We start from the raw sequence: 20,979 nt of genomic DNA on the forward strand, positions 1-20,979 counted from the left end.
CGGTTTCGGCATGGTGGATTGTCGTGGCGGGTCCGGCCTCAGACACTGCCTTCTTCGGCGCGGTTGATGCCGAGCGTGGCCAGCAAGTCCTCGTGCAGCTCGAACCAGATCGTGTGGTAGCTCGGCATCATCGGCTTGGTGAGGTAGTCGAGGTCGCCTGCCTGCAGCTTGCTCAAAGCCTCAGCGAACCGGGGCGCATAGTTCTCATAGCGAGCCATCACGCTGTTGAGCGCTTCCAGCACTCCCGCCAACTCGCCGTGCAGCGTCTCCAGCCGCTCGATGATCGCTGCGTCGTAGTCGGCGTCGCTGTGATCATTGAGCCGCCCGCCGTCGCCGGGTCCCGCATCGGCCGCTGCCCGATGATCGGCGGGCCACACCTGCCAGTCGGTGCACAGCTGCAGCATCTTGGGGTTCAGCGCCCCGAACTCCCGGTAGGCCGCGGTGACGGGCTCCCGAGCGCCGGCGGCATCCAGCTCGTCAGCCAATGCTGCTTCCCCGTCGTCGCGACCAGTCGGCGTCAGGATGAACTTCGGAACGCCGCCGACCTCGCGGAACATGCAATGCCCGGCCGCATCCAGCTCAGCGAGCAGCCACTCGGTCTCGTCGGGTTCGAGCCCGTGGATCGCGGCAACGTCATCGATCTCGCCGAGGCCCTTGAGGCGCAACGCCAGCCACACGAGCAGGCGTGGCTCGGAGCGATGAGGCTGAGCTGGATCAACGTCGACGTCGCTCACGCTGGCGTCACTCCACAACGAGATCCGCGAAGCGGTCCCGGAGGGTCTTCTTGGAGAACTTGCCCGTCGAGGTCTTCGGAACCTCGGCGATGATCTGGGTGGCGCTGGGCAGCCACCACCGCGCCATCCGCGGCGTCAGGTACTCGATGAGCTCGTCGTGGGTGATCGTCTCGCCTTCTACGGGCACGACGCAGGCCATCGGCCGTTCCATCCAACGTTCCGATGCCACCGCGACCACCGCAGCCTCGGCCACCTTTGGATGGCTCATGATCTCGTTCTCCACCTCGGCCGAGCTGATCCACTCGCCGCCTGACTTGATGAGGTCCTTGGTGCGGTCCACGAGCCGGATATAGCCGTTCGGATCACAGGTGGCGACATCGCCGGTGCGCAGCCAGCCATCGTCGGTGAACGAGTCGGCGGCGTCGGGTCGGTTGTAGTACGAGCCGGTCACATATGGGCCGCGTACCTGCAGCTCACCGGACGCCTCGCCGTCGTGGGGCAACTCGTTGGTGGTGTCGGGCTCGCAGATGCGGAACTCAACAGTCGGCAGGACCGTTCCCACCGTCGTGCGCAGATCGGCCTTTGCATCGTCGTCGAGGCCTTGCTGGCCCGAACGGATATGGGCGAGTGAGCACAGCGGGCTGGTCTCGGTCATGCCCCATGCCTGCAGGATCGGCAGCCCGACCACCGCCCGGTACCCCTCCGACAGCGCCTTGGGCACCGCCGAACCGCCGCACGGGATCGCGCGCAGGCTCGACACATCGCGCCCTTCGAGCTCGCCGAGCACGCCCATCCAGATCGTCGGCACACCGGCCGCAACGGTGACCCGTTCGGTTTCGATGAGCTCTGCCAGCGGCTTGGGTGCGAGGTTCGGACCGGGATTGACCAGCTTGGCCCCCGCTGCGACTGCCGCATGGCTCAAACCCCAGGCGTTGGCGTGGAACATCGGCACGACCGGCAGAATCACATCGCTCTCGCAGACGCCAGCCGAATCGACCAGCATCGCAGCCAGGGTGTGGATATAGGTGGAGCGGTGGCTGTAGACCACGCCCTTGGGCTCGCCCGTGGTGCCGCTCGTGTAACACATCGACGCCGCCTGGCGTTCGTCGGCGACCCGGAAGCCCGATGGGGTCGCAGCGGCCAGCAGTTCCTCGTAGTCGACAACGCGGGGATCGTCAGGAATCTCAGGAGCTGCATCGCCGCCGCCCGAGTCGTCCATGACGACCACATGGCGCACCGTCGTCATCTCGTCCACCAGTGGCCACAGCATCGGCAGCAGCGACCGGTCTGCGAAGACCACTTCGTCTTCGGCATGGTTCGCGATGTACGTGACCTGTTCGGCGAACAGCCGGATGTTGAGCGTGTGCAGCACCCGGCCCGAGCACGGCGCAGCGAAGTACAGCTCGAGGTGACGGTCGGTATTCCACGCGAACGTGGCCACTCGGCCCTCGGCGGAGATGCCGAGGTCGTCAAGCGCACCGCCGAGGCGCCGGGTTCGTTCGGCCCAGCGCCCGTAGTTGGTGCGCTCGATGCCGGTTGCGGTGGCGGTCACGATCTCCTTGTCCGCGAACAGCGTCTCGGCGCGTTCAACGAAAGGGTCCAAGGTGAGCGGCTGGTCCATCATCGTCGAGTCCATGACGCCGCAGGCTAGAGGGCATAACCAAGGGCTTCGCGGGCATGCAGGTGTGGTGTCGGCTTAGGTGCGTAACCTCGGCCGAGGTGGTTGACGACGGCCGGGACGATTCAACGACGACCGATGCCGTCGACGCCGAGGCGGCATCGGTCGGTGATGCGATCTCCGACGCGGATCGGCGGCGGATGCAGCTGCTGGCAGCTCTACCCGTGGGCTTCGCCCTGGCGGCCTACGCCGGACAGATCTTGTTTGCGGCTCTCATTGCGCGAGCGCCTCTGCTGCTCTTGTCGCTCAATGCGACCGACCCGATCCTGCTCGGGGTGGCCCACCAGGCCCCGCTGTGGGCCTTCATGACCATCGGGGTAACCCGGCTGTTCATCACCGACCCGTTCCTGTACCGGTTGGGCTACGACTACGGGCCCAATGCCAAGGCCTATCTGGCGGCCGAGCTCGGTCCCCGCAACCGCATCATCAGGGCCATGGACTGGCTGGAGCGCTGGTTTCCCCGCGTGGGCTGGCTGCTGCTGTTCGCCATTCCCGGCTACCCGATGTGCTTGCTGTCGGGAATTGCGCGGATGCGCCAACTGCCGTTCGTGGTGGTGAACTTGGCGGGCACCGTCACTCGCCTGGCGCTCGTGTGGTGGGTTGCAGACCTGTTCTCAGGGCCGCTCGGCACCGTCATCGACTTCATCAATCGCTATTCGATCCCGTTCACCGTCGCGATGTTCGTGCTGGTTGTGGTGCAGACCGCACGCAACCAGCACCGAGCCGCGAACGCCGAGCGCGCTCGCGCCAGGCGTGAACACGAAGCAGCCGAGCAGCGCCGTCTCGAACCCGGCCCCGAGTCTGTCGAGGCCGAAGCAGACAAATCCTGACGACCTCCAGACTCCGACTGGCTACGGTGCGAACTCGCAGATCACATTCGTGCGATACTGGCGTCACGAATGACAGCAATGTGATTTGCACGGCGCACCCTGAACGATTCGGGGCAGTCGAGATGAACGGAGGGGGAGCAGACATGCCGAATACAGTGGGCGGTAGCCACGGCACGAGGACACAGCACGGATCCGTTTTCGAGACGATCATGGCCGACCCTCAGTCGCGCCACGCGTACTACAACACCACCCGTGGAGTACTCGCAGGAGATCCCGATCAGTCCGAAACGACAGATCTCCGCAACGATTTGCGCGCTCGCTCCGTCGCGCATCTGTTCTCTCCCGATCGAGCGCTTCCACAACCTGTCTTCTACTCTGCGGGAACTATCAGTATTGGTGCGGACGAGATCTCTGCTGCGACACGCAATCTTGTTAAGTAGCGGACGAGGTCTCCACGACGGCTCCACCGTTGTGCACCAACGTAGGTCTGTTCACCGATGCCGAAGCCGTCCGTAGCACTGATTTGTGCACCGTCGGGCACGAAGTTGTCGACCATCGCGCGCAACTCAGCCGAACCCGACCATCCAGAAGCAGTGCAGGATCTTGAGGAACGGCTCTGTTTGGACTACCGGGGGCACCCGAGCCACAGAGAGCTGGGTCTACAGCAGGATGAAGTACCTTCCATGTGGCACGTCGTTCGTCGGCCTCGCGAAGAGCTGTACAACGCTTGGAAGAAGGCCCTTCAGGAGTGCCTCGAAATCTGCGCCGACCAGCATGACGCTCAGGCACGTCTGCTATTCATGCACTTGAGTTGGTATCAGCCGGACACGACGCAGTACTTCTCGTCGGTCTCGGTGAGCCACCTGAAGGCCAGCGCCGAGAGTTCCGGGTGTCAGATTCGCCACGTCGTGATCCTGATCGACGACATCTACGACATGTACACGAGGCTGCAGGGACCAAACGACATCTACAAGTTGGAAACGATTGCGGCCCGGGCTGATCGGCTTCATGGATTGCACCGCAGGCCCGAATCAGATGCTGCGAGCCGACGGCATTCGAAGCTAGAGGCCGTCGAGAGCGCACTCGCCCAGTTGATCTCGTGGCGGCAGCACGAAATCCTGCAGGCGGAGGACATCGCTCGTGAGTTGGGCGCGCACTTCACGGTCATCGGTGTCAAGCATTCACGGCAAGCGTTCGAGTGCTTGGTGCGATCAGATGTGCCGTACAACACCTACCTGTCACATCGAATCTCCGAAGGCAGGGTCTCCATAGGTCCAGCCCGTCCTCGGTACTCTCGCAAAGGTGAGTGCGAAGGGCGCTGCCGGGGACGAAGGCTCGAACGATGCGTCGAAGTCTTCGACGCGGGGAGATTCGGGTAGCGGGCTGTCCCGGGTAGTCCGCAATGCCCTCAGCGGCCGGTCTCGCGAAATCGTGGCGCTGTCGCTGTTCGCACTCGCCGTGATCTGCGCGCTGGGCCTGCTCGGCGACCGCGCGGGCGTCGTGGGCCGGCTCCTCGAGAGCGCGCTCGCCGTGCTGCTCGGTGTATTCCGCTATGCGGTGCCGATCCTGCTGATCTGGATCGGGGTGGCTCTGGCACGCATGACCGCCTCAGAGCGCAGCGGCCGTGTCGCGTTCGGGTTGAGCTTGCTGACGGTCGCATTCGCCGCAGCGGCGCACCTGTCGGGGTCCGCGGACGGCTTCGGACCCGAGCTCGAGGACTTGCGCAGCAGCGGGGGAGTGCTCGGCGCTGTCGTGGCCGAGCCGCTTCGACGTCTCATCGACGACCCCGCAACGTGGGCCGTGCTGCTGCTGGTGATGCTGTTTGCCGTCATGATCGTCGGCAACGTCGGCCTCGGTCAGGTCCTGCGTTGGATGTGGACCGGCGTCACAGCGCTCGGCCGGACGCTGAGCGGCTCGGTGTCGAAAGGTGCCCGGAGCCTGCAGCGCGTCGGCACCGAACCCGAGCCGCCGTCATTCGATGCGCAGCAGTACGACTTGGACGCGCCCGATAGCGATCAGATGCCCGGAGGCGAGCTGCCTGCCGGTGAAGAGGGCCCGATTCCAGGTCTGGATCCGACTGTGTCCGAGCCTGACGAAGCATCCTTCGACCCGTCGCCGCCGTCATTTGTCGAACCTCCCGGCGGAGACGTCGTACCCCCACCTGCGCCGGCTGCGCGCGCGGCAGCGCGGGGCGCCGGAGCCGGTGGCCAGCGTCCGCGCTGGAAGCTGCCCAAGCAGTCGGTGCTCAAGCGCAGCGGCAACCAGCAGTTCGACAAGGCACATCTGTCGGCAGGAGCCGCAGCGCTGGTGGCTGCGCTCGCGAGCCATGGCGTGGAAACGCAGGTGACCGGCTGGGAGCCGGGCCCTACGGTCACGCGTTTCGAGCTGAAGCTGGGTCCGGGCGTGAAGGTGTCCCGCGTCACCGCTTTGCACAAGGACATCGCGTATGCCATGGCGGCCGCCGATGTCCGCATCCTGGCGCCGATCCCCGGCCGTTCAGCGATCGGCATCGAGGTTCCCAACTCCGACCGCCACCTCGTTGCGCTGGGCGACATCCTGTCTTCCAAGGCGGCAGCCGAGGCGATGCACCCGCTCGAAGTGGCGATGGGCAAGGACATCTCGGGGCGCGAGGTGATGCTCAACCTGGCCACCATGCCCCACGTGCTGATCGCAGGCGCTACCGGCTCGGGCAAGTCGTCGTGCATCAACTCGATCATTTCCTCGCTGTTGATGCGGTCCACACCCGACAAGGTGCGGATGATCCTCGTCGACCCCAAGCGGGTCGAGCTAGGTCAGTACGACGGACTGCCGCACCTGCTGACCGCAGTGGTGACTGAGCCCCGCAAGGCTGCAAATGCCCTGGCATGGGCCGTGAGGGAAATGGAGCGTCGCTACGACGTGCTGTCCGAGACCGGCTTCCGTGACATCACCGGCTACAACGCTGCCGTGCTCGGCGGAGCGCTGCACAGCGACGAGAGCGAGTTGCTCGGCAACGATCAGCCGCACGAATCGATGCCGTTCATCGTGGTGGTCGTCGACGAGCTGAACGACCTGATGATGGTGGCGGCCCGTGACGTCGAAGACTCCATCACCCGTCTGGCTCAGATGGCCCGAGCCGTCGGAGTCCACCTCGTGGTCGCCACTCAGCGTCCGAGCGTGAACGTCATAACCGGCGTGATCAAGGCCAACATTCCCAGCCGGCTGGCCTTCGCAGTGTCCAGCCTGGCCGACAGTCGGGTCATCCTGGACCAGCCCGGCGCCGAGCGGCTGGTCGGCCAAGGCGACATGCTGCTGCTCGCTGCCAACTCCAGCACCCCGCGCCGCATTCAGGGCAGTTGGGTGAGCGAATCCGAGATTGCGCAGGTGGTCGCCCATTGGCGCCGTCAGGCACCCGAAGTCAGCTATGTCGAAGGCGTCGAGGGCACCGAAGCGTCGGAGGGTGCGGCAGGCCTTCCGGGCGGCACCACAGGCGACACCGGCGACGACGAATTGCTGCGGCAGGCGATGGTCATCGTGGTGGAGACCCAACTCGGCTCTACCTCCATGCTGCAGCGCAAGCTGAAGATCGGCTTTGCCCGTGCCGGCCGGATCATGGACCTGCTCGAGCAGCGAGGCGTTGTGGGTCCCTCGCACGGCTCCAAGGCCCGCGAGGTGATGATGACGCCCGAGGAGCTAGCGGGCGCGCTGGGAGAGTGACACCGGCTGGCTCGGCTCCGGGGGGAATCCGCTTCCCCCAGCGGCTGCCGGATGAGAGAATGCCGAGACGGCATCGCGTCTATCGCCTCGACCACCGTCGCCGAAACAATGGCATGACACAATGAAAGTGATTGAAATAAAATGAAAACAATCACTCAGCCCTCTGTGACTACGTTGCTCACTGCCGAGGAACTGTTGCGTCTAGACGCCCAAGGCGTGCGCGGCGAACTGGTCAGGGGGGTGTTCTGCAAGATGGCGCCTGCTGGATATCGGCACGGGATGGTCGCTATGCGTCTGGGCGCACGACTGGTTGACCATGCCGAGGCTCGCGGTCTCGGGACCGTCATCGGCACCGATGCCGGCATCTTGCTCGAGCGCAATCCCGACACCGTGCGCGAGCCAGACATTGCCTTTACCTCCGCGGAGCGATTGCCGTTTGGCACAGAACCCAACGGCTACTCAGGCGTCGTGCCCGACCTAGCAGTCGAGGTGGCATTGCCGAACGATCGTCCGAGCGAGCTCGCAGAGCGCGCCGCCATGTGGCTCAGTTATGGCGTTGGCTTGGTGTGGGTCATCTATCCGGAGTCACGGTCTGCGCAAATCCACCGTCCCGATCAGCCCGTCGAATTGCTTTCAAGCGACTCAACTCTCGATGGTCACAACGTGCTGCCCGGCTTCACATGTCCGCTCGCCAAGGTCTTCGCTCCATAGCCGTCAACGGCCAGGTTCAGCAGACGGTCGAGCAGCCCGGCGATACCGGAGTAGGCATCCAATGGTTGATTGAGAGTCCAGGCATACAGCTGGGTGCCGCTTCAAGCTCAGATGCCGACGCGGATTTGCAGGTTGCGAGGGCCGCGTACCTGCACGCCGCCCCATTCCACGCCGCCGCGGCCGACATCGGCCGCGAGTTCGAACTTGGGGAACCGGGTCAGCCATTCTTCGATGGCGACCCTGAGCTCCATGCGCGCCAGATTTGAGCCCAGGCAACGGTGGATGCCCAGCCCGAAGGCGAAGTGCCGGTTCTCGGCCCGGTCGATGATGACCTCATCGGGACGGTCGAACTTGGACGGATCGCGATTGCCAGCGCCGAACGGCAGCAGCACCTTGTCGCCATGGGCGACGGGGCAGCCGCCGATTTCTGCATCGTCGGTGGCAGTGAACCGGGCCATCGTCACCGGCGCGTAGGCCCGCAGGAACTCCTCGATGGCGGTGGGAATGAGCTCGGGTTCGGCCACCAGGCGTTCACGGTCCTCAGGGTGCATGGCAAGGTGCATCAAGCTGGCCGAGATCGAGCTCCACGTGGTGTCGATGCCGGCCAACAGCAGCAGGAAGCTGGCGCCGGTGATGTGGTGGTTGGCCAGCGGGTCGCCGTTAGGCAGTCGCATGTCCAGCAGCTTTGACGGCAAGTCGTCTGCCCGTTCCTGCCTCCGCTGGTCGGTGAGCTCGCCGAAGTACTGGAGCACTTCACGTGTGGCGTCAGCGCGCCGATCGAACTCGTCGCCCTTGGACTGCAGCACGTCGACGGCCCAGCGGGTGAACTTCGGCTCGTCGGACTCGGGCAGCCCCAGGATGCGGGCGATGACCCGCACAGGAATGTGCTTGGAGTAGGTGTCGGCCGCGTCGGTGACACCGGAACGTCCTTGGTCCACCCCGGTTTCGGCGACGATGGCATCGAGGCGCTCGCGAGCAATGCTGCGGGTGACCTCCACCATCTCTTCGACGGCCGTGGGCCCGAAGAACGGCAGCAGCAGCCGTCGGGCGTCGGTATGGAACGGCGGGTCTGAGGTGATCGGCGGAGCCGTCAGCAGCCCGACGCCTTCGGGCGTGGGCGCCACAGCGATGTCACGGGAGCTGAAGTTCTCGGTGTCGTAGGCGATTGCGGCGATGTCGTCCCAGGTAGTGGGCATCCAGTGCCCGCCGTTGTGGCTGCTGTGAGCTACCGGGCACTCTGGGCGCAGCTCATCCCAGACGTCGGCAGCACCTTGGATGTACTCGTCGCTGTAGACGTCGAAGTCGCGCCCTGCCGAAGAGCTGTCAATGTCAGTGGTCGTGCTCATGGCGGCTCCCTTGAGTCCCTGCGGGCGCGTTCCGAGGCACCCCCCAGCGTAGGCGACGGGTTCTACGCTGCGCCGTAGCAGCGAAGCCTGTTCGCCGGACCCGAGGAGGGCACATGTCAGGACATGCAGCAGTCGAGGCAGCCCAGCTCAGCGAGGTGGCACCGGGTGTGTACAGCTACGTGCAGCCTGACGGCACCTGGTTCATCAACAACATGGGGTTCGTCGTGGGCTCCGAGGGCGTCGTGTCCATCGACGCCACCTCCACCGAGCGCCGCACCCGCGCCTACCTCGACGCCATCGCCTTGGTGACGCCGAACCCGGTGACGATCCTCGTCAACACGCATCATCACGCCGACCACACCCACGGCAACTACCTGTTCGATGACGCAACAGTCGTGTCGCACACGGCCTGCCGGGAGGTGATGGTGGCGGCGGGCATTCCTGACTACAGCGCAGCATTTCCCGGTGTGGAGTGGGGGGATCTGCGGTTCCGGGCCCCCGATGTCACGTTCGAGGGCTCGACGGTGCTGCACCTCGACGATCGCCGTATCGAGCTGTCGGACCTTGGCTACGTGGCTCACACGAACGGTGACCTCCTGGCGTGGCTGCCCGACTGCAGGGTGCTGTTCTGCGGTGACCTGATCTTCCACGGGGGCACGCCGTTTGCCCTGTTCGGGTCAGTGTCGGGGACGCTGGACGCCCTCGATGTGATCGAGAGCTACGGGGCCGAGGTGATCGTGCCGGGCCACGGACCGCATTTCGGCGGCGGCGACATTGAGCAGGTCCTCGGTGAGCAGCGCTCGTACCTGCGCTTCGTGCAGGACCGCGCGGCTGAGGGGATCGCAGCCGGACGCTCACCGCTGGAGCAGGCTCAAGCAAGCGACCTCGGGCCCCATGCCCGCTACACCGATCCCGAACGGCTCGCGGGCAACCTTCACGTGGCCTACCGAGAAGCCGCGCCCGACAGCTACGAATTCCCCGGCATCGAACGGGCGATCATGGACATGGTCGCCTACAACGGCGGCGCCTTGCCGCGTTGTTTGGCCTAAGAATCGCCGCCGGCAGAAGGCGACCCATCGGACACGTCGCCTACAACGGCGGCGCCTTGCCGCGTTGTTTGGCCTAAAAGGGGAGCTTCAAGCCGGGGCGGGGCCAGTCGCCGACGGCGAGGCGGCCGCTGCCGGACAGGGTGACGTACGCCGTGCGCATGTCGTCGCCGCCAAAGCAGATGTTGGTGGTCGCCGCATCGTCGGTGGGAGCGAACTCCAGTTCTTCGCCGTCGCGCGTGAACGTGCTGATGCCCCCGGTGAGAATCGTCGCGACGCTCACGTTGCCCTCTGCATCCATGGCCAGCGAGTCGAAGTACTTGCGCCCCTCGGGCCGTGCGAGGAACCAGCCCCGTGACGGCACGCCGGCGGCTACCTTGCCCGGCCCTTCGAGATCGAAGGCGAACATGGCGCCCTGGAAGGTCTCAGCCACGTACACGCGGTCTTCCTCTGGCGATATGCCGACGCCGTTGGGCCCGTCCATCGGAAACGCGATCTCTTCGATGTGGCTGCCGTCGGCCTTGGCGTAGTAAAGCCCGCCGCGGTCGCGGTCACGCTCGCGAGTCTTGCCGTGATCGGTGAACCAGAAGCCGCCGGTGGAGTCGAACATGATGTCGTTCGGCCCCTTGAGCGACACGCCGTTGACGTCGGCGTACAGGATGTCCACCTCGCCGGTGGAGAGATCGATCCGCTCGATCCGCCCGGTGGTGTAGTCCTTCGCTGACTCGCCGGGGACGGTGCGGCCGCGGATCGTGATCCACTCGAAGCCGCCGTTGTTGCACACGTACAGCGCACCGTCGGGACCCAGCGCAGCACCGTTCGGCCCGCCGCCGGGCGTGGCCAGGATGTCTTTGCGACCGTCAGCGACGTCGATACGGGTGATCGTGCCACGCCCGATCTCGACGACGGCCACTGAGCCGTCGGGAAGCACCACCGGTCCCTCCGGGAAGATCAGCCCATCGGTGATGGTCTCGAAATGGTCCGGTCCGAAAAAGCTCATGGCCGCCGACGCTACTGCGGCGGTGTCACCAGTTTCCATTGACCAGGCGCTCGATGCGGGTACTGGTGGCAAGCCAGCGCGACGCTTTCCCAGTGCCTTGCTTCAATTCGACGACCGCCACGGCGCAGGACAACAGCTCCTGAGCATCCCGCACCAGTTCCATCACGCATTCGTGTCCCCGCAGGAACGGCGAGCAGGTGCCCGAGTTGAGGTGGATCCCTAGGTCCAGGAAGCCTCGTCAACGGTTTCGAGATCTGCGAGGGCGCGATCAATCTCGTCGGCTTGAGCCGGCGTCCAGCTGCCGATCAGATGGTCGAGCGATGTGCTGACCGTGTCGGCTGGCTGACTGTCCTCAGGCAAGAACTCTTCGCCAAGGGTTGGCGTCGATGCCGGGGTAGCGGCGTTCGAGGGCGTCAACCAGTTCGGGGGTCCAGTAGGGGTGGCCGGGCAGCGGGGCGCCGAACAGGGCCAGCTCTTCGGGAGTGCAGGTAGCTGCGAACGAGATCCACGGCTTTCCAACCGTGACCGGCTGCACGTTGTCGTAGCCCATCCAGTCGGCACCTGCCGGCTTGAACGAAGCGCTCATCAGAAAGCGGCTGCCGCCGGGTCTCGTCAGGTCGACCCCTCGGTGCCACACGTCGGGCCGGTAGGCCAAGAACGAACCGCGTGCGCCAGCGGCGGAGAAGTGCTCGCCTGCCGGCGGGCCGTCGTAGGGCCGTGACGAGTCAGTCGGGCCTCCGGCAATCTCGGTCGGCGCGACGTCGGGTTCGACGTCGCTCAGGTACAGGAACCCCTCCAGGTTCCACCAGCCAGGCTCGAGGCGGTCGGGCACGACGTTGTGATTGCGGTCCTGGTGGAAGGGCTGCTCGTAATTGGTGACGCCGGTGTACTTGCCCCAGATGCGGGCCTGGTAGATGCAGATGTCGTCGATGCCCATTGCCAGTCGAGCGAACGCCGTGACGCTGGGGTGTACCTGCAGCCGGTTCAGCCGCGGCGAGGCATAGGGGAACAGGATGTGCCCGAGGAACTGCTTGGGGCGGAACGCGGCGCCTTCAGCTTCGGCGGGGGGAAACTTGTGACCTTGGTCGAAGCTGCTGCCGATGAATCGGTCTCGCACAGCGGGGTCGTCAGCGTGGAACTCATCAGGGTGCGGGTACAGGTCCCACAGTTCCTCCACCGCATGATCGATGTCCACGGTCGGCACGAGCCCGTCCACGAGCACCCAGCCGTGCTCTTGCCAGTGCTGCGCCGCCGCTTCGAGGTCGGTGAGCCCCAGGTCAGTGATCCCCAGACCAGCCGCGGTGTCAGTCGTGCTCACGACCTCAGCCGGCTCCTTGCGCGTCGTCGACGGTGATGCAGGTGCCCGACACGAAATCTGACAGCGGCGACACCAGGTACAGCAGCGTCGAGTCGAGCTGTGAAGCTTTGCCCAGGCGTCGGCGGGGGAACATCTTGGTGATGTCACCCATGCGTTCGAGCATGCCGTCCATCATCTCGCTCTCGAACGCGCCCGGGGCGATCGCGTTGACATTCACGTTGTAACGGGCGAACTCCTGCGCCAGCACTTCGGTCATGCGCACCACGGCACCCTTGGTGATCGCGTACATCGAGGTCCCGATCGGCGCCCTGAATGCGGCTCCAGAGGAGATGTTGACGATCCGGCCTGGCAGTTCGGCTGCGATCAAGCGACGTGTCACCTCGCAGCAGAGATGGAACAGCGAGGTGAGGTTCGTGGCGATCATCTCGTCCACGAAGGCTGGGTCCATCTTGAGCGCCAGGCGAGCGTCGGGCTTGCCGGCGTTGTTGACGAGAATCTGCACCGGGCCGAGCTGTTCTTCGGCGGTGGCGACAGCCCCGAACAGCGCCTCGGTGTCGGTGACGTCGAGTGGGATGGGCAGCACTGTTGCGCCGTCGGCCTCCAACTCAGCCGCCAACGCGTTCAGCCGCTCGACACGCCGGCCGCAGATGGCAACGCTGGCACCGCATGAAGCAAGCACAGTGGCAAAGCGCATTCCCAGTCCTGAGGTGGTGCCGGTGACGAGCGCCGTCTGGCCGCTGAGGTCAATTGACCACTGCGGTGCCAAGCTGGCCGCGGACTCGGTGTCGGCGTCGTCGGTCATGGCATTCCCCCTGCGCTGCGGGACGGGCAACGTGCGGTCCGCAGCGTATTAGGCCGCCGCTGGCTCGCTCACGGACAGGCCTCGCGGCCCTGGGCACCACGAACGCAGCAGTCCAGCGCCCCTAGCCTTCCTTGGGTGAGGGGATCGGATCGGGTTGCGCCGCCGGCCCGCAGCGCGCCGGGACCGCCGGCCCGCGGCGGCGCCGTGTTCGTCGTGTCGCCTGCCATCGGTCGAGCAGACGGATTGCCGGACCCTCCCAACGGCGCAATCTCCCCCGCGCAATCTGCAACTGTCGACGCGCTAGCACCCGTCCGCCCCACCAGCGCCGCGCTGCCGCTCGTCATCATGGGCCTTGTCGTCATCTCTTGGGGCATGGGTACGCCGTTCGCGAAGCTGCTCAGCGCACCCCCGATGGTCAGCGCTTTCATTCGCTTCGGGATGTCGACGCCGTTCCTGCTGGCGTTGTTGGCTCTGCGCGGCCGCTGGCTGTCTCGCCGGGTGTTCTGGCAGACAGCGCTGCCGGGCCTGTCGTTCGGCATCAACATGGTGTTCGTCTTCGCTGCCGTGCAGGAAGTCACGATCTCGGTGATGTCGGTGATGATGGCGCTGCAGCCCGCCATGCTTCTCGCCGTCGTGGGCCGCCTGTTCGGCGACCGGGTGAGCTTTCGCCAGATCGTGTTCACCTTGGTGGGAGTTCTCGGCGTCGTGGGCGTGATTGCCGGAGCCGGCGGAGAGTTCCGCGCCAGCGCGTTCGGGCTGTTCTTGACGACGATGTCGGTGCTGACGTTCAGCGTCTATTTCGTGCTGACCCGGGTCGCTCGCTCGGCAAGCGATGTCGATCCCATCGAATGGATGGCGGGCATCAACTTCTGGTCGCTGGTGGCCGCGATCCCGCCCACGCTGCTGTTGGTCAGCCCGGCCCAATTTGCCGAGTTCGGGGGTTTGGATTGGCTGTGGATCGTCATCGTGGCCTTCGTGACCGGGGTGTTCGGCCATGTGCTGATGACGTGGTGCCACGGTCACCTCGAGGTGGCCCGCTCATCGCTGTACGTGCTCGCCATGCACCTGGTGGCGGTCGGTCTGGCGTGGGTGATGCACGGCGAGCCGGTGACGCCCCTTCAGTTCGCGGCCGGCTTCGTGGTGCTCGTCTCGGTAGCGATGGTGATTCGCACCCCAGCCGGACCGCGGCGGCGAGCACTTGCCGCCACGAGTCACTGACAGCGGCCCGGCGGGGGACACACCACTGAGTACGCTCGCCACAGAGCGCTGCACTCAGCCGAGGCGCGGCATTCCGAACATCTGCCTCTCACATAGGAGCGTCGCGATGGGTCGCCTGTCGAATACCTGGCATCTCACGAAGGTCTCGTGGTCGCTGCTGAAGAAGGACCGCGAGTTGCTGTGGCTTCCGGTCATCAGCGGGCTGGTCATCGTCGCCCTGCTGCTTGTGTTCCTTGTGGCCTCACTGACCACTGGCGGCATCGAAGTTGACGAGGGATCGGAAGGATTCGGCGGCATTGCCATCGTGCTCGGCGTCGTGTTCACCTTTGCAGCGACCGGCACCGGGGTGTTCTTCGAGGGAGCGCTTGTCGCGGGTGCCTACGACCGCATGACCGGCGGCGATCCGACCGTGCGCAGCGCAATCGGCAAGGCCACAGCGCGGCTGCCCAGCCTGCTCGGCTGGGCAATCGTTTCTGCGACCGTAGGAATGCTGCTGCGCGCGCTCGAAGAGAGACTGCCGTGGCTGGCCCGCATCCTCCTGTGGTTCGTCGAGGCAGCGTGGGCGATCGCTACCTACCTCGTCGTACCCGCCATCATGATCGACGACTATCGGCCGATCGCGAGCATCAAGCACTCGGCGTCGCTGGTTCGCAAGACCTGGGGCGAGAACATCATCTCGTCGGCCGGTTTCGGTTTGCTCGGGATCTTGCTGATGCTGCCGGCGATCCTGATCGGCGTCGTCATCGCAGCGATCGTGCCTGGATTCATCGGCATCGTGATTGGCGGCGCAATCGGAATAGCGGGTGTCGTGGCCGTCCTTGTCGTCGTCAGCGCCCTCAGCATCTACTTCAAGACGGCGCTGTACGTGTACGCCACCGACGGGAGCGTGCTCGGCGGCTTCGACGGCGACCAGATGCGCAACACGTTCCGGGCGAAGCACCGACGCTGACGAACGCCGGGGTCAGTTTGTGACCTCATAGGTCGAGGCGAACACAGCGAGCTCGTCGCCGATACGTACGTCACCAGTGCTCCACGACAGCACTAGCTCGGTGACGCCGACAGCGGCGTACTCGGCAACCAGTTCAGGCGTGAGGCCGTCGCGTTCGAGCCGCACTGAGACCTCAGAGGGAATGCCCGGCCGACCGGCCGTGTTCACCGCCGGCAGGCTGCCCACGCCCAGCCCTACAACCAGACGGCCGCCGCTCAATCTGTGTCAAGCAAGGGCGGTAAACGCCTGGTCGGCGATGTCGCAGGTACGATTGATGTCCTCGTCGTTGTGCGCGAGCGACACGAAGTTGTTGTGGTAGCTGAGCAGGTAGGCGCCCCGCTGTACGCACTCGGAGATCCAGCGGGCGTGAAAGCGCGAGCCTCCGTCTCCGATGATGCGCAGATACGGCATCGACACAACGCCGGTGATCCGCAGGTCGTGGCCGTGCGCCGCGGCCACGTCGGCCAAGCCCTTGCCGAGCCGTTCGCCGATCTCAGTGATGACGGTCGCAGCGTCTGTGGCCTCGAGTTCTTCGAGCGTCGCCAGCGCGGCGGCCATCGGCGCTGCGTTGAAGAATTGTGTGCCCGTGTAGAACGTGTCGCCGGCAGCCTGCTTCAGCGCATCGCTGCCTGCCAGCGCAGCGATCGGGTGGCCGTTGCCGAGCGCTTTGCCGAAGCACATCAGATCGGGCGTGAATCCGTACGCGGTGTGCGAGCCGGCGAGGTCGATTCGGAAACCGGAACGGACGTCGTCGGCGATGATCACAATTCCGGCTGCGCGGCAGGCCTGCTCAACTTCGGCCCAGTAGCCGTCGTCGGGCAGCACGTTGTCGGCGAAGACCGGGTGGTGGTACGGCGACGAGATGAAGCAGGCGATGTCGTCAGGGTGTCCGGCGATCGCTTCTCGTATCGCGGCGGCGTCGTTCCACGGCACTTCGAGGACGAGGGCCTGATCCTGCGCGACGGTGCCTGAATTGCCGGGCGTCTGCATCCACGGCGCCGAGCCGTGATAGCCACCTTGGATCTTCAGAATCCGCTTGCGGCCGGTGGCAGCGCGGGCGACCATCACCGCCAACCCCGTCGAGTCAGCGCCGTTCTTGCCGAACAGTGCCCAATCTGCACCGTCGACCATGTCGACGAGTCGTTCGGCGAGATCGATCAGAACGGGTGCGGCGATGCTGACCGTATTGCCCTGTGCCATTTGCCGGGCGGCCGCCTTTTCAACTTTCGGGTGGTTGTAACCCAGGATCATGGGTCCGTAGGCGCACATCCAGTCGATGTAGGTATTGCCATCGACGTCGGTGAAGTGAGCCCCGGAGCTCGATGAGAAGAACACCGGTCCGGCACCTTGCGCCGCCGGCCCGTAGTGCCCGTACACGCCATTCGGTATCACCGCCTGCGCACGTTCATACAGCGCTCGAGATCTCAGAGTCGCCAGTGGTTCGCTCATGACTTGCCCCCTGTGAACACGGTGAGAGCCTGACATACCGGATTCCGGAACGCAGCCGCCGCGCCAGGTTGTTGATCCGGGTTCAGTCCTTCGCATACGTGGCGATGAGCGAACGTGCAATCCGGTCGGGCCGATCAGCTCGTCCAGGCCTGACCGAACATGTCGCGGTAGGCCATGTCGGCCGGTGGCAGTCGAGTTATCGGGCCGTTGCCCTTGCCGACCGGGTACCCGATCGGCACCATCGCGACCGTGGCCCATCCGTCGGGTATTTGCAGCAACGACTTCACCTCGTCCTCGCGGAAACAGTGCAGTGTCGTGAGGGTGCAACCCAGCCCCTCTGCCGCGCACGCCAGCATCAGGTTCTGCACTGCCGGGTACACCGAGCCGCCGCCGACCATGCTGATCCGATCCAAATTGGCGTCGGTGATCGCCATCATCTTTGGGTTGGCGCAGAACAGCAGGATCGCTGGGGCTTCATGCAGGTGTTCGGCGAGGTAGTCGCCCGCAGCTATGACCCGCTTCCACTTGGCGACTTCGTCGGAGCGGAGGCCTTCGAGCCGCTTCATGAATCCGCCGGTGTACTTCGCCCACTCTGGCCCGTAGACGTCGGACAATCCTTGTTTGACGGCCGGGTCGGTAGCGACGACCACTCGCCATGGTTGCTGGTTGCCGCCAGTTGGGGCCCAGCATGCCGCCTGCAGGACCCGTTCAAGGACATCGGGGGGAATCGGGTCGGTGCGAAGACGGCGCACGGCCCGCAGCGTGCTCATCGTCCGATAGAGATCCGCTGAAGCTGTCTGCGTCGATGCGAGTGACATGGTCACCGTCCTTTGAGGTGTGGTCAACGTAGTTTGGCAAGCCAGGTCCGAACGGCGAGACGTCGAGAGTCGTCTTGCGCTGGTGGGCGTTACTATCCGGCGATGGGAGCGCTTGACGACTACACCGTGCTGGACTTGGCCGTGTTGGTGCAGGGTCCGCAAGCTGCGGCCACCCTGCACGACATGGGAGCGTCGGTCATCAAGGTCGAGCTGCCGGGTATGGGTGACCTGGGGCGGGTCATCCCCGTTGCCGCGGACGATCTCCGAAGCCCGTACTACCAAGCGTGCAACCGAGGGAAGCGGTCGGTCACCCTCGACCTTCGCACCCCAGGCGGGAAGAGCACCATTGAGCGGCTCGTCGAGGCAACTGACGTTCTGATTCACAACTTCGTGCCTGGGACCATGGAGGCCTGGGGTCTGTCATACGAGCACCTGTCAGCCATCAATCCCCGGCTCGTGTACGCCGCCGGTTCGAGCTTCGGGCCTATCGGCCCCAAGTCCGCCCGCGAAGGGGCTGACATGACCGGTCAGGCCGAAGGCGGGCTCATGTTTGCGACCCGGATCGATGGCAGCCCTCCGATCATCAACGGGGCAGTCATCTCCGACCACGTCGGCTGCCAGAACATGGTCGCCGGCATTCTGGCCGCGTTGCTCCATCGGGAAAAGACCGGGAGGGGGCAACGGATCGACGTGTCGCTCGTCGGTGGCATGATCTACGCCCAGGCGTCGGAGATCACCTACACCCTGTTGACCGGCCGCAACCCGGAGCGCAACCATTCGGGCCACGCCATTGTCCCGACCCTGCTCCACACCGTCGAGGCGGCCGACGGCTGGATCCACCTGCTCAGCGGCACCGGACCCCAATGGCCCGATTTCGCCCGGTTACTCGACCGGCCCGATCTTGCCGAAGACGAGCGGTTCCTGGCCCTCATGCTGAGCGCCGATGCCAGGGCCGAGTTAGTGGCCATCATCGACGAGGTGTTCCCGACCAGGACCCTCGGTGAGTGGGAGGCGACGCTCGACGCGGCCGGGGTTCGCTACGGGCTGGTCCGCGACTACGAGACGATCGTCGCCGATGAGTCGATGTACGACAACGGCTACCTGCAACGGGTGGAAGGGGCCGACGCCAGCCGTGTGGTGATCGGCACCCCGATCCGCATGTCAGCCACCCCGCTCGAACCTGGTGCCGTCGCGCCAGAACTCGGTCAGCACACCGAAGAGGTCTTGCTCGAGCACGGCTACACGTGGGATGACATTGAAGCACTCCGCGAGCAGGGCGCCTTCGGCTGAGCGTGTCCGTTCAGTCCTTTGCGTAAGTGGCGACCAGCGAACGCGCAATCCGGTCGGTCTGGATCTCGGTGCTGCCGTCCACGTAGTTCGCAATGCGTGCGCCGGCCAGGTGATGGCCCCACGGGTACGTACTGCGCAGGCCTTCCGCACCCATGGCCTGGATGCACGCCGCAATGTCGGCTTCGGCGGTCTCGGTGGCGAATTTCTTGGCGTGCGCGGCGGGCAGGATCGCCCCCGAAGCGTCGCCGGTGCGAAGCGATTCGGAGACCGCATCGATGGCCCGGTCCGTCAGCAGCCGGGCCGCCTCGAGGCGGTTCTGCACGCCGGCGAGTTTCCATGCGAGCCCCTGGTGCTCGATGATCGGCCGTCCGAAGGCCTGACGCTGGGCGCCATAGCGAACTGCGCCCGCGAGCGTCGCCTCGACCATGGCGCAGCACATTGCGGCCACATAGGTCCGGGCCCCGTTAATGCCCGACAGGGCGGTTACGAAGGCTTGCCCGGGCGGCGCAATGACATCGTCGGACGGGGCGAAATAGCCGTCGAGCAGGAAACCCCCCGTGCCGATGAGGTGGCCGCCGGCGAGTTCGTAGGGCGGCAGTCGTTCGAATCCGGGCTGCGTGCCGTCCACCAGGAATGACGCCATGCCGCGGCCGCGCGAACCAGGTTCAGTCTGCACGTAACAGAAGATGACGTCGGAGTGAGCGGCGTTGGTGATCCAGGCCTTGGCCCCGTCGAGGCGCCAGCCGCCCTCGACAGGCGTCGCTGTGGTGGCGATATTGGCGAAGTCGCTTCCCGCGCCGGGCTCCGTCAGCGCCGAGGAGCCAAAACGGCGGCCCGCCATGAGATCGGCCAGGTAGCGCTCACGGTGGGTATCGCTACCGAACTGTGCCACTCGTGAGGCCACGTTTGCGGTGTTGACGAGGCTGAATGCGAACGGCATCGACACGGCGCTCAGCACTTCGACGATGCGGCACTTCTGGGCAAAGCTCATCCCGAGGCCGCCGAGCGCTGTGGGAACCTCCATCGCCAGCAGACCGAGCCTCGACGCTTCCCGCAAAGCTTCGGGCGCCATCCGCTTCTCGCCCTCCCAGCGAGACACATTCGGTGCCACGACCGTGTCGCGGAACTGCGCGACCTCGCCCACGAAGCCTTCGAATGACGCAGCGTCCATGCCGCTGGCTGGATCGTCGAAGTTGCCAGGCTCAGGATGCGAGGCGTCAGGGCCCGAGGTGTCAGCGTCGGCGGCGGTCATCGCGGGGACGGTAGCAGCGGCCATCGCGGCCGAGTCCGCTGCCGTTGGGGGCGAACCCGGAGCCGTTACGCACCGCCGACCTACGCTTCGCCATGTGCTGGGGGTTCCGAGTGTCGCCGACGCCTTCGCCGCGCAGCCCCTGGGCGAGGTGCTCAACCACACTCTCGACACCCTGCATCACGGTCCGACAGCCGCAGTCGCCGCGGTGGTGCGAGCCAACGGTGCCAGCCCCGAGATGCTTTTCATCGAGCGGGCAACCCGTGACGGCGACCCGTGGTCCGGCCACATGGCATTCCCGGGGGGCCGCACCGAGCCCGACGATGACGACACGTTCAACACTGCCGTTCGAGAGAGCCGCGAAGAAATCGGATTCGACATCACTGCGCACGCCGGGGTTCGCTGGCTCGGTCGCCTTGACGATCTCGAAGGCAGCCCACGCTGGTCGAACTCGGGGCTGCGCGTGACCCCGCATGTGTGCTGGCTGGAAGGTGAGCGTCCGCCGCTGACGTTGAACTACGAGGTGGCCGATGCCTTGTGGGTGCCCGCGGCGGAGCTGGCCGATCCCCAGAACCACATCGACTACTACTACCCGCCTCGTCCCGATATGCACTTCCCCGGTATCGAGGTCGCGCATGGCCGGGTGATCTGGGGCCTCACGCTGCGGATGCTGCAGGACCTCTTCACTCGGGTCGGCCATCGGTTGCCGATCGATCTCAGCCCGGCCCGCTGACCAGCCCGGCGATGCGGTCAGTGCGGGGCTGCCGCCGGTCGCGGCGGGCGAGATACCTGCGGCCTTCGCGCGT

At 65.5% G+C, this 20,979-nt stretch carries 21 protein-coding genes; 9 read left to right on the forward strand and 12 right to left on the reverse strand.

Features of this window, described 5'->3' with window-relative positions; genetic code table 11:
* Nucleotides 1–38: 38 nt before the first annotated feature.
* Both ACQY5K_RS18115 and ACQY5K_RS18120 read right to left on the reverse strand, forming a co-directional pair.
* Entirely contained in the window at nt 39–734 is a 696-nt protein-coding gene (locus tag ACQY5K_RS18115; RefSeq protein WP_428118262.1) for a transcriptional regulator, read from the reverse strand.
* A gap of 7 nt (nt 735–741) precedes the next feature.
* The gene (locus ACQY5K_RS18120) at nt 742–2,370 is read right to left on the reverse strand and encodes a long-chain fatty acid--CoA ligase (RefSeq protein ID WP_428118265.1); all 1,629 of its coding nucleotides are present in this window, start codon (nt 2,368–2,370) and stop codon (nt 742–744) included.
* A gap of 83 nt (nt 2,371–2,453) precedes the next feature.
* Between ACQY5K_RS18120 and ACQY5K_RS18125 the strand changes: the two genes are divergently transcribed.
* The 4 genes from ACQY5K_RS18125 (at nt 2,454) to ACQY5K_RS18140 (ending at nt 7,649) form a co-directional block, all read left to right on the forward strand.
* A complete protein-coding gene (locus tag ACQY5K_RS18125) occupies nt 2,454–3,242 on the forward strand; it encodes a hypothetical protein (RefSeq protein ID WP_428118268.1) in 789 nt (262 codons plus the stop codon).
* A gap of 683 nt (nt 3,243–3,925) precedes the next feature.
* Nucleotides 3,926–4,621: a hypothetical protein gene (locus ACQY5K_RS18130; RefSeq protein WP_428118269.1), complete on the forward strand. Its 696-nt coding sequence runs from the start codon at nt 3,926–3,928 to the stop codon at nt 4,619–4,621.
* A complete protein-coding gene (locus ACQY5K_RS18135) occupies nt 4,545–6,938 on the forward strand; it encodes a DNA translocase FtsK 4TM domain-containing protein (RefSeq protein ID WP_428118272.1) in 2,394 nt (797 codons plus the stop codon). Before ACQY5K_RS18130 ends, ACQY5K_RS18135 begins: the two co-directional genes overlap by 77 nt.
* Nucleotides 6,939–7,103: 165 nt before the next feature.
* A complete protein-coding gene (locus ACQY5K_RS18140) occupies nt 7,104–7,649 on the forward strand; it encodes a Uma2 family endonuclease (RefSeq protein ID WP_428118274.1) in 546 nt (181 codons plus the stop codon).
* 107 nt (nt 7,650–7,756) lie between these two features.
* Here ACQY5K_RS18140 and ACQY5K_RS18145 read toward each other — a convergent pair whose 3' ends face one another.
* Nucleotides 7,757–8,995, reverse strand: coding sequence for a cytochrome P450 (locus ACQY5K_RS18145; protein ID WP_428118276.1), 1,239 nt, complete (start codon nt 8,993–8,995; stop codon nt 7,757–7,759).
* 113 nt (nt 8,996–9,108) lie between these two features.
* Here ACQY5K_RS18145 and ACQY5K_RS18150 point away from each other — a divergent pair, with 113 nt between their 5' ends.
* Entirely contained in the window at nt 9,109–10,044 is a 936-nt protein-coding gene (locus ACQY5K_RS18150; RefSeq protein WP_428118279.1) for an MBL fold metallo-hydrolase, read from the forward strand.
* 73 nt (nt 10,045–10,117) lie between these two features.
* Here the strand turns inward: ACQY5K_RS18150 and ACQY5K_RS18155 are convergent, their stop codons facing one another.
* From ACQY5K_RS18155 to ACQY5K_RS18175, 5 genes are read right to left on the reverse strand one after another with little or no spacing between them, the layout of a single operon-like run.
* Nucleotides 10,118–11,041, reverse strand: a complete 924-nt coding sequence (locus ACQY5K_RS18155; RefSeq protein WP_428118281.1) for an SMP-30/gluconolactonase/LRE family protein — start codon at nt 11,039–11,041, stop codon at nt 10,118–10,120.
* Nucleotides 11,042–11,066: 25 nt separating this feature from the next.
* Nucleotides 11,067–11,204: a hypothetical protein gene (locus tag ACQY5K_RS18160; RefSeq protein WP_428118284.1), complete on the reverse strand. Its 138-nt coding sequence runs from the start codon at nt 11,202–11,204 to the stop codon at nt 11,067–11,069.
* Nucleotides 11,205–11,260: 56 nt separating this feature from the next.
* On the reverse strand, nt 11,261–11,401 hold the full coding sequence (locus ACQY5K_RS18165) for a hypothetical protein (protein WP_419920625.1): 141 nt from the start codon (nt 11,399–11,401) through the stop codon (nt 11,261–11,263).
* Entirely contained in the window at nt 11,394–12,359 is a 966-nt protein-coding gene (locus ACQY5K_RS18170) for a hypothetical protein (RefSeq protein WP_428118287.1), read from the reverse strand. Before ACQY5K_RS18170 ends, ACQY5K_RS18165 begins: the two co-directional genes overlap by 8 nt.
* Before the next feature lie 4 nt (nt 12,360–12,363).
* Nucleotides 12,364–13,161 (reverse strand): SDR family NAD(P)-dependent oxidoreductase, encoded by a 798-nt coding sequence (locus tag ACQY5K_RS18175; protein WP_428118290.1) that lies wholly within the window; start codon nt 13,159–13,161, stop codon nt 12,364–12,366.
* 135 nt (nt 13,162–13,296) lie between these two features.
* On the opposite strand from ACQY5K_RS18175, the gene ACQY5K_RS18180 reads away from it, so the two are divergent.
* Both ACQY5K_RS18180 and ACQY5K_RS18185 read left to right on the forward strand, forming a co-directional pair.
* Entirely contained in the window at nt 13,297–14,379 is a 1,083-nt protein-coding gene (locus ACQY5K_RS18180) for a DMT family transporter (RefSeq protein ID WP_428118292.1), read from the forward strand.
* A 106-nt stretch (nt 14,380–14,485) separates the two neighbouring features.
* Nucleotides 14,486–15,328: a DUF6159 family protein gene (locus tag ACQY5K_RS18185; protein WP_428118295.1), complete on the forward strand. Its 843-nt coding sequence runs from the start codon at nt 14,486–14,488 to the stop codon at nt 15,326–15,328.
* 12 nt (nt 15,329–15,340) lie between these two features.
* Here ACQY5K_RS18185 and ACQY5K_RS18190 read toward each other — a convergent pair whose 3' ends face one another.
* The 3 genes from ACQY5K_RS18190 to ACQY5K_RS18200 all read right to left on the reverse strand — a co-directional run bounded on the left by ACQY5K_RS18190 (nt 15,341) and on the right by ACQY5K_RS18200 (nt 17,634).
* Nucleotides 15,341–15,535, reverse strand: a complete 195-nt coding sequence (locus ACQY5K_RS18190) for a hypothetical protein (protein WP_428118298.1) — start codon at nt 15,533–15,535, stop codon at nt 15,341–15,343.
* Nucleotides 15,536–15,592: 57 nt separating this feature from the next.
* Complete coding sequence (locus tag ACQY5K_RS18195; protein WP_428118300.1) at nt 15,593–16,816, reverse strand: aminotransferase class III-fold pyridoxal phosphate-dependent enzyme; 1,224 nt, start codon at nt 16,814–16,816, stop codon at nt 15,593–15,595.
* Nucleotides 16,817–16,950: 134 nt separating this feature from the next.
* Nucleotides 16,951–17,634, reverse strand: a complete 684-nt coding sequence (locus ACQY5K_RS18200; RefSeq protein ID WP_428118302.1) for a nitroreductase family protein — start codon at nt 17,632–17,634, stop codon at nt 16,951–16,953.
* A 102-nt stretch (nt 17,635–17,736) separates the two neighbouring features.
* On the opposite strand from ACQY5K_RS18200, the gene ACQY5K_RS18205 reads away from it, so the two are divergent.
* Nucleotides 17,737–18,924, forward strand: coding sequence for a CaiB/BaiF CoA transferase family protein (locus tag ACQY5K_RS18205; RefSeq protein ID WP_428118305.1), 1,188 nt, complete (start codon nt 17,737–17,739; stop codon nt 18,922–18,924).
* A gap of 10 nt (nt 18,925–18,934) precedes the next feature.
* On the opposite strand, the gene ACQY5K_RS18210 is transcribed toward ACQY5K_RS18205, so the two are convergent.
* Nucleotides 18,935–20,176, reverse strand: coding sequence for an acyl-CoA dehydrogenase family protein (locus tag ACQY5K_RS18210; RefSeq protein WP_428118308.1), 1,242 nt, complete (start codon nt 20,174–20,176; stop codon nt 18,935–18,937).
* 94 nt (nt 20,177–20,270) lie between these two features.
* Here ACQY5K_RS18210 and ACQY5K_RS18215 point away from each other — a divergent pair, with 94 nt between their 5' ends.
* Nucleotides 20,271–20,906, forward strand: a complete 636-nt coding sequence (locus ACQY5K_RS18215) for an NUDIX hydrolase (RefSeq protein WP_428118311.1) — start codon at nt 20,271–20,273, stop codon at nt 20,904–20,906.
* The last annotated feature ends 73 nt before the right edge of the window (nt 20,907–20,979 follow it).

The sequence above is a fragment of the Candidatus Poriferisodalis sp. genome (genome assembly GCF_965262965.1).
GTDB lineage: Bacteria > Actinomycetota > Acidimicrobiia > Acidimicrobiales > Poriferisodalaceae > Poriferisodalis.

Bases quoted from the DNA above. Each gene is read 5' to 3' on its own strand.
- ACQY5K_RS18120 (WP_428118265.1), bottom strand. From the start codon at position 2,370: ATGGACTCGACGATGATGGACCAGCCGCTCACCTTGGACCCTTTCGTT.
- ACQY5K_RS18130 (WP_428118269.1), top strand. From the start codon at position 3,926: ATGTGGCACGTCGTTCGTCGGCCTCGCGAAGAGCTGTACAACGCTTGG.
- ACQY5K_RS18145 (WP_428118276.1), bottom strand. From the start codon at position 8,995: ATGAGCACGACCACTGACATTGACAGCTCTTCGGCAGGGCGCGACTTC.
- ACQY5K_RS18150 (WP_428118279.1), top strand. From the start codon at position 9,109: ATGTCAGGACATGCAGCAGTCGAGGCAGCCCAGCTCAGCGAGGTGGCA.
- ACQY5K_RS18155 (WP_428118281.1), bottom strand. From the start codon at position 11,041: ATGAGCTTTTTCGGACCGGACCATTTCGAGACCATCACCGATGGGCTG.
- ACQY5K_RS18160 (WP_428118284.1), bottom strand. From the start codon at position 11,204: ATGGAACTGGTGCGGGATGCTCAGGAGCTGTTGTCCTGCGCCGTGGCG.
- ACQY5K_RS18175 (WP_428118290.1), bottom strand. From the start codon at position 13,161: ATGACCGACGACGCCGACACCGAGTCCGCGGCCAGCTTGGCACCGCAG.
- ACQY5K_RS18185 (WP_428118295.1), top strand. From the start codon at position 14,486: ATGGGTCGCCTGTCGAATACCTGGCATCTCACGAAGGTCTCGTGGTCG.
- ACQY5K_RS18195 (WP_428118300.1), bottom strand. From the start codon at position 16,816: ATGAGCGAACCACTGGCGACTCTGAGATCTCGAGCGCTGTATGAACGT.
- ACQY5K_RS18200 (WP_428118302.1), bottom strand. From the start codon at position 17,634: ATGTCACTCGCATCGACGCAGACAGCTTCAGCGGATCTCTATCGGACG.
- ACQY5K_RS18205 (WP_428118305.1), top strand. From the start codon at position 17,737: ATGGGAGCGCTTGACGACTACACCGTGCTGGACTTGGCCGTGTTGGTG.
- ACQY5K_RS18210 (WP_428118308.1), bottom strand. From the start codon at position 20,176: ATGACCGCCGCCGACGCTGACACCTCGGGCCCTGACGCCTCGCATCCT.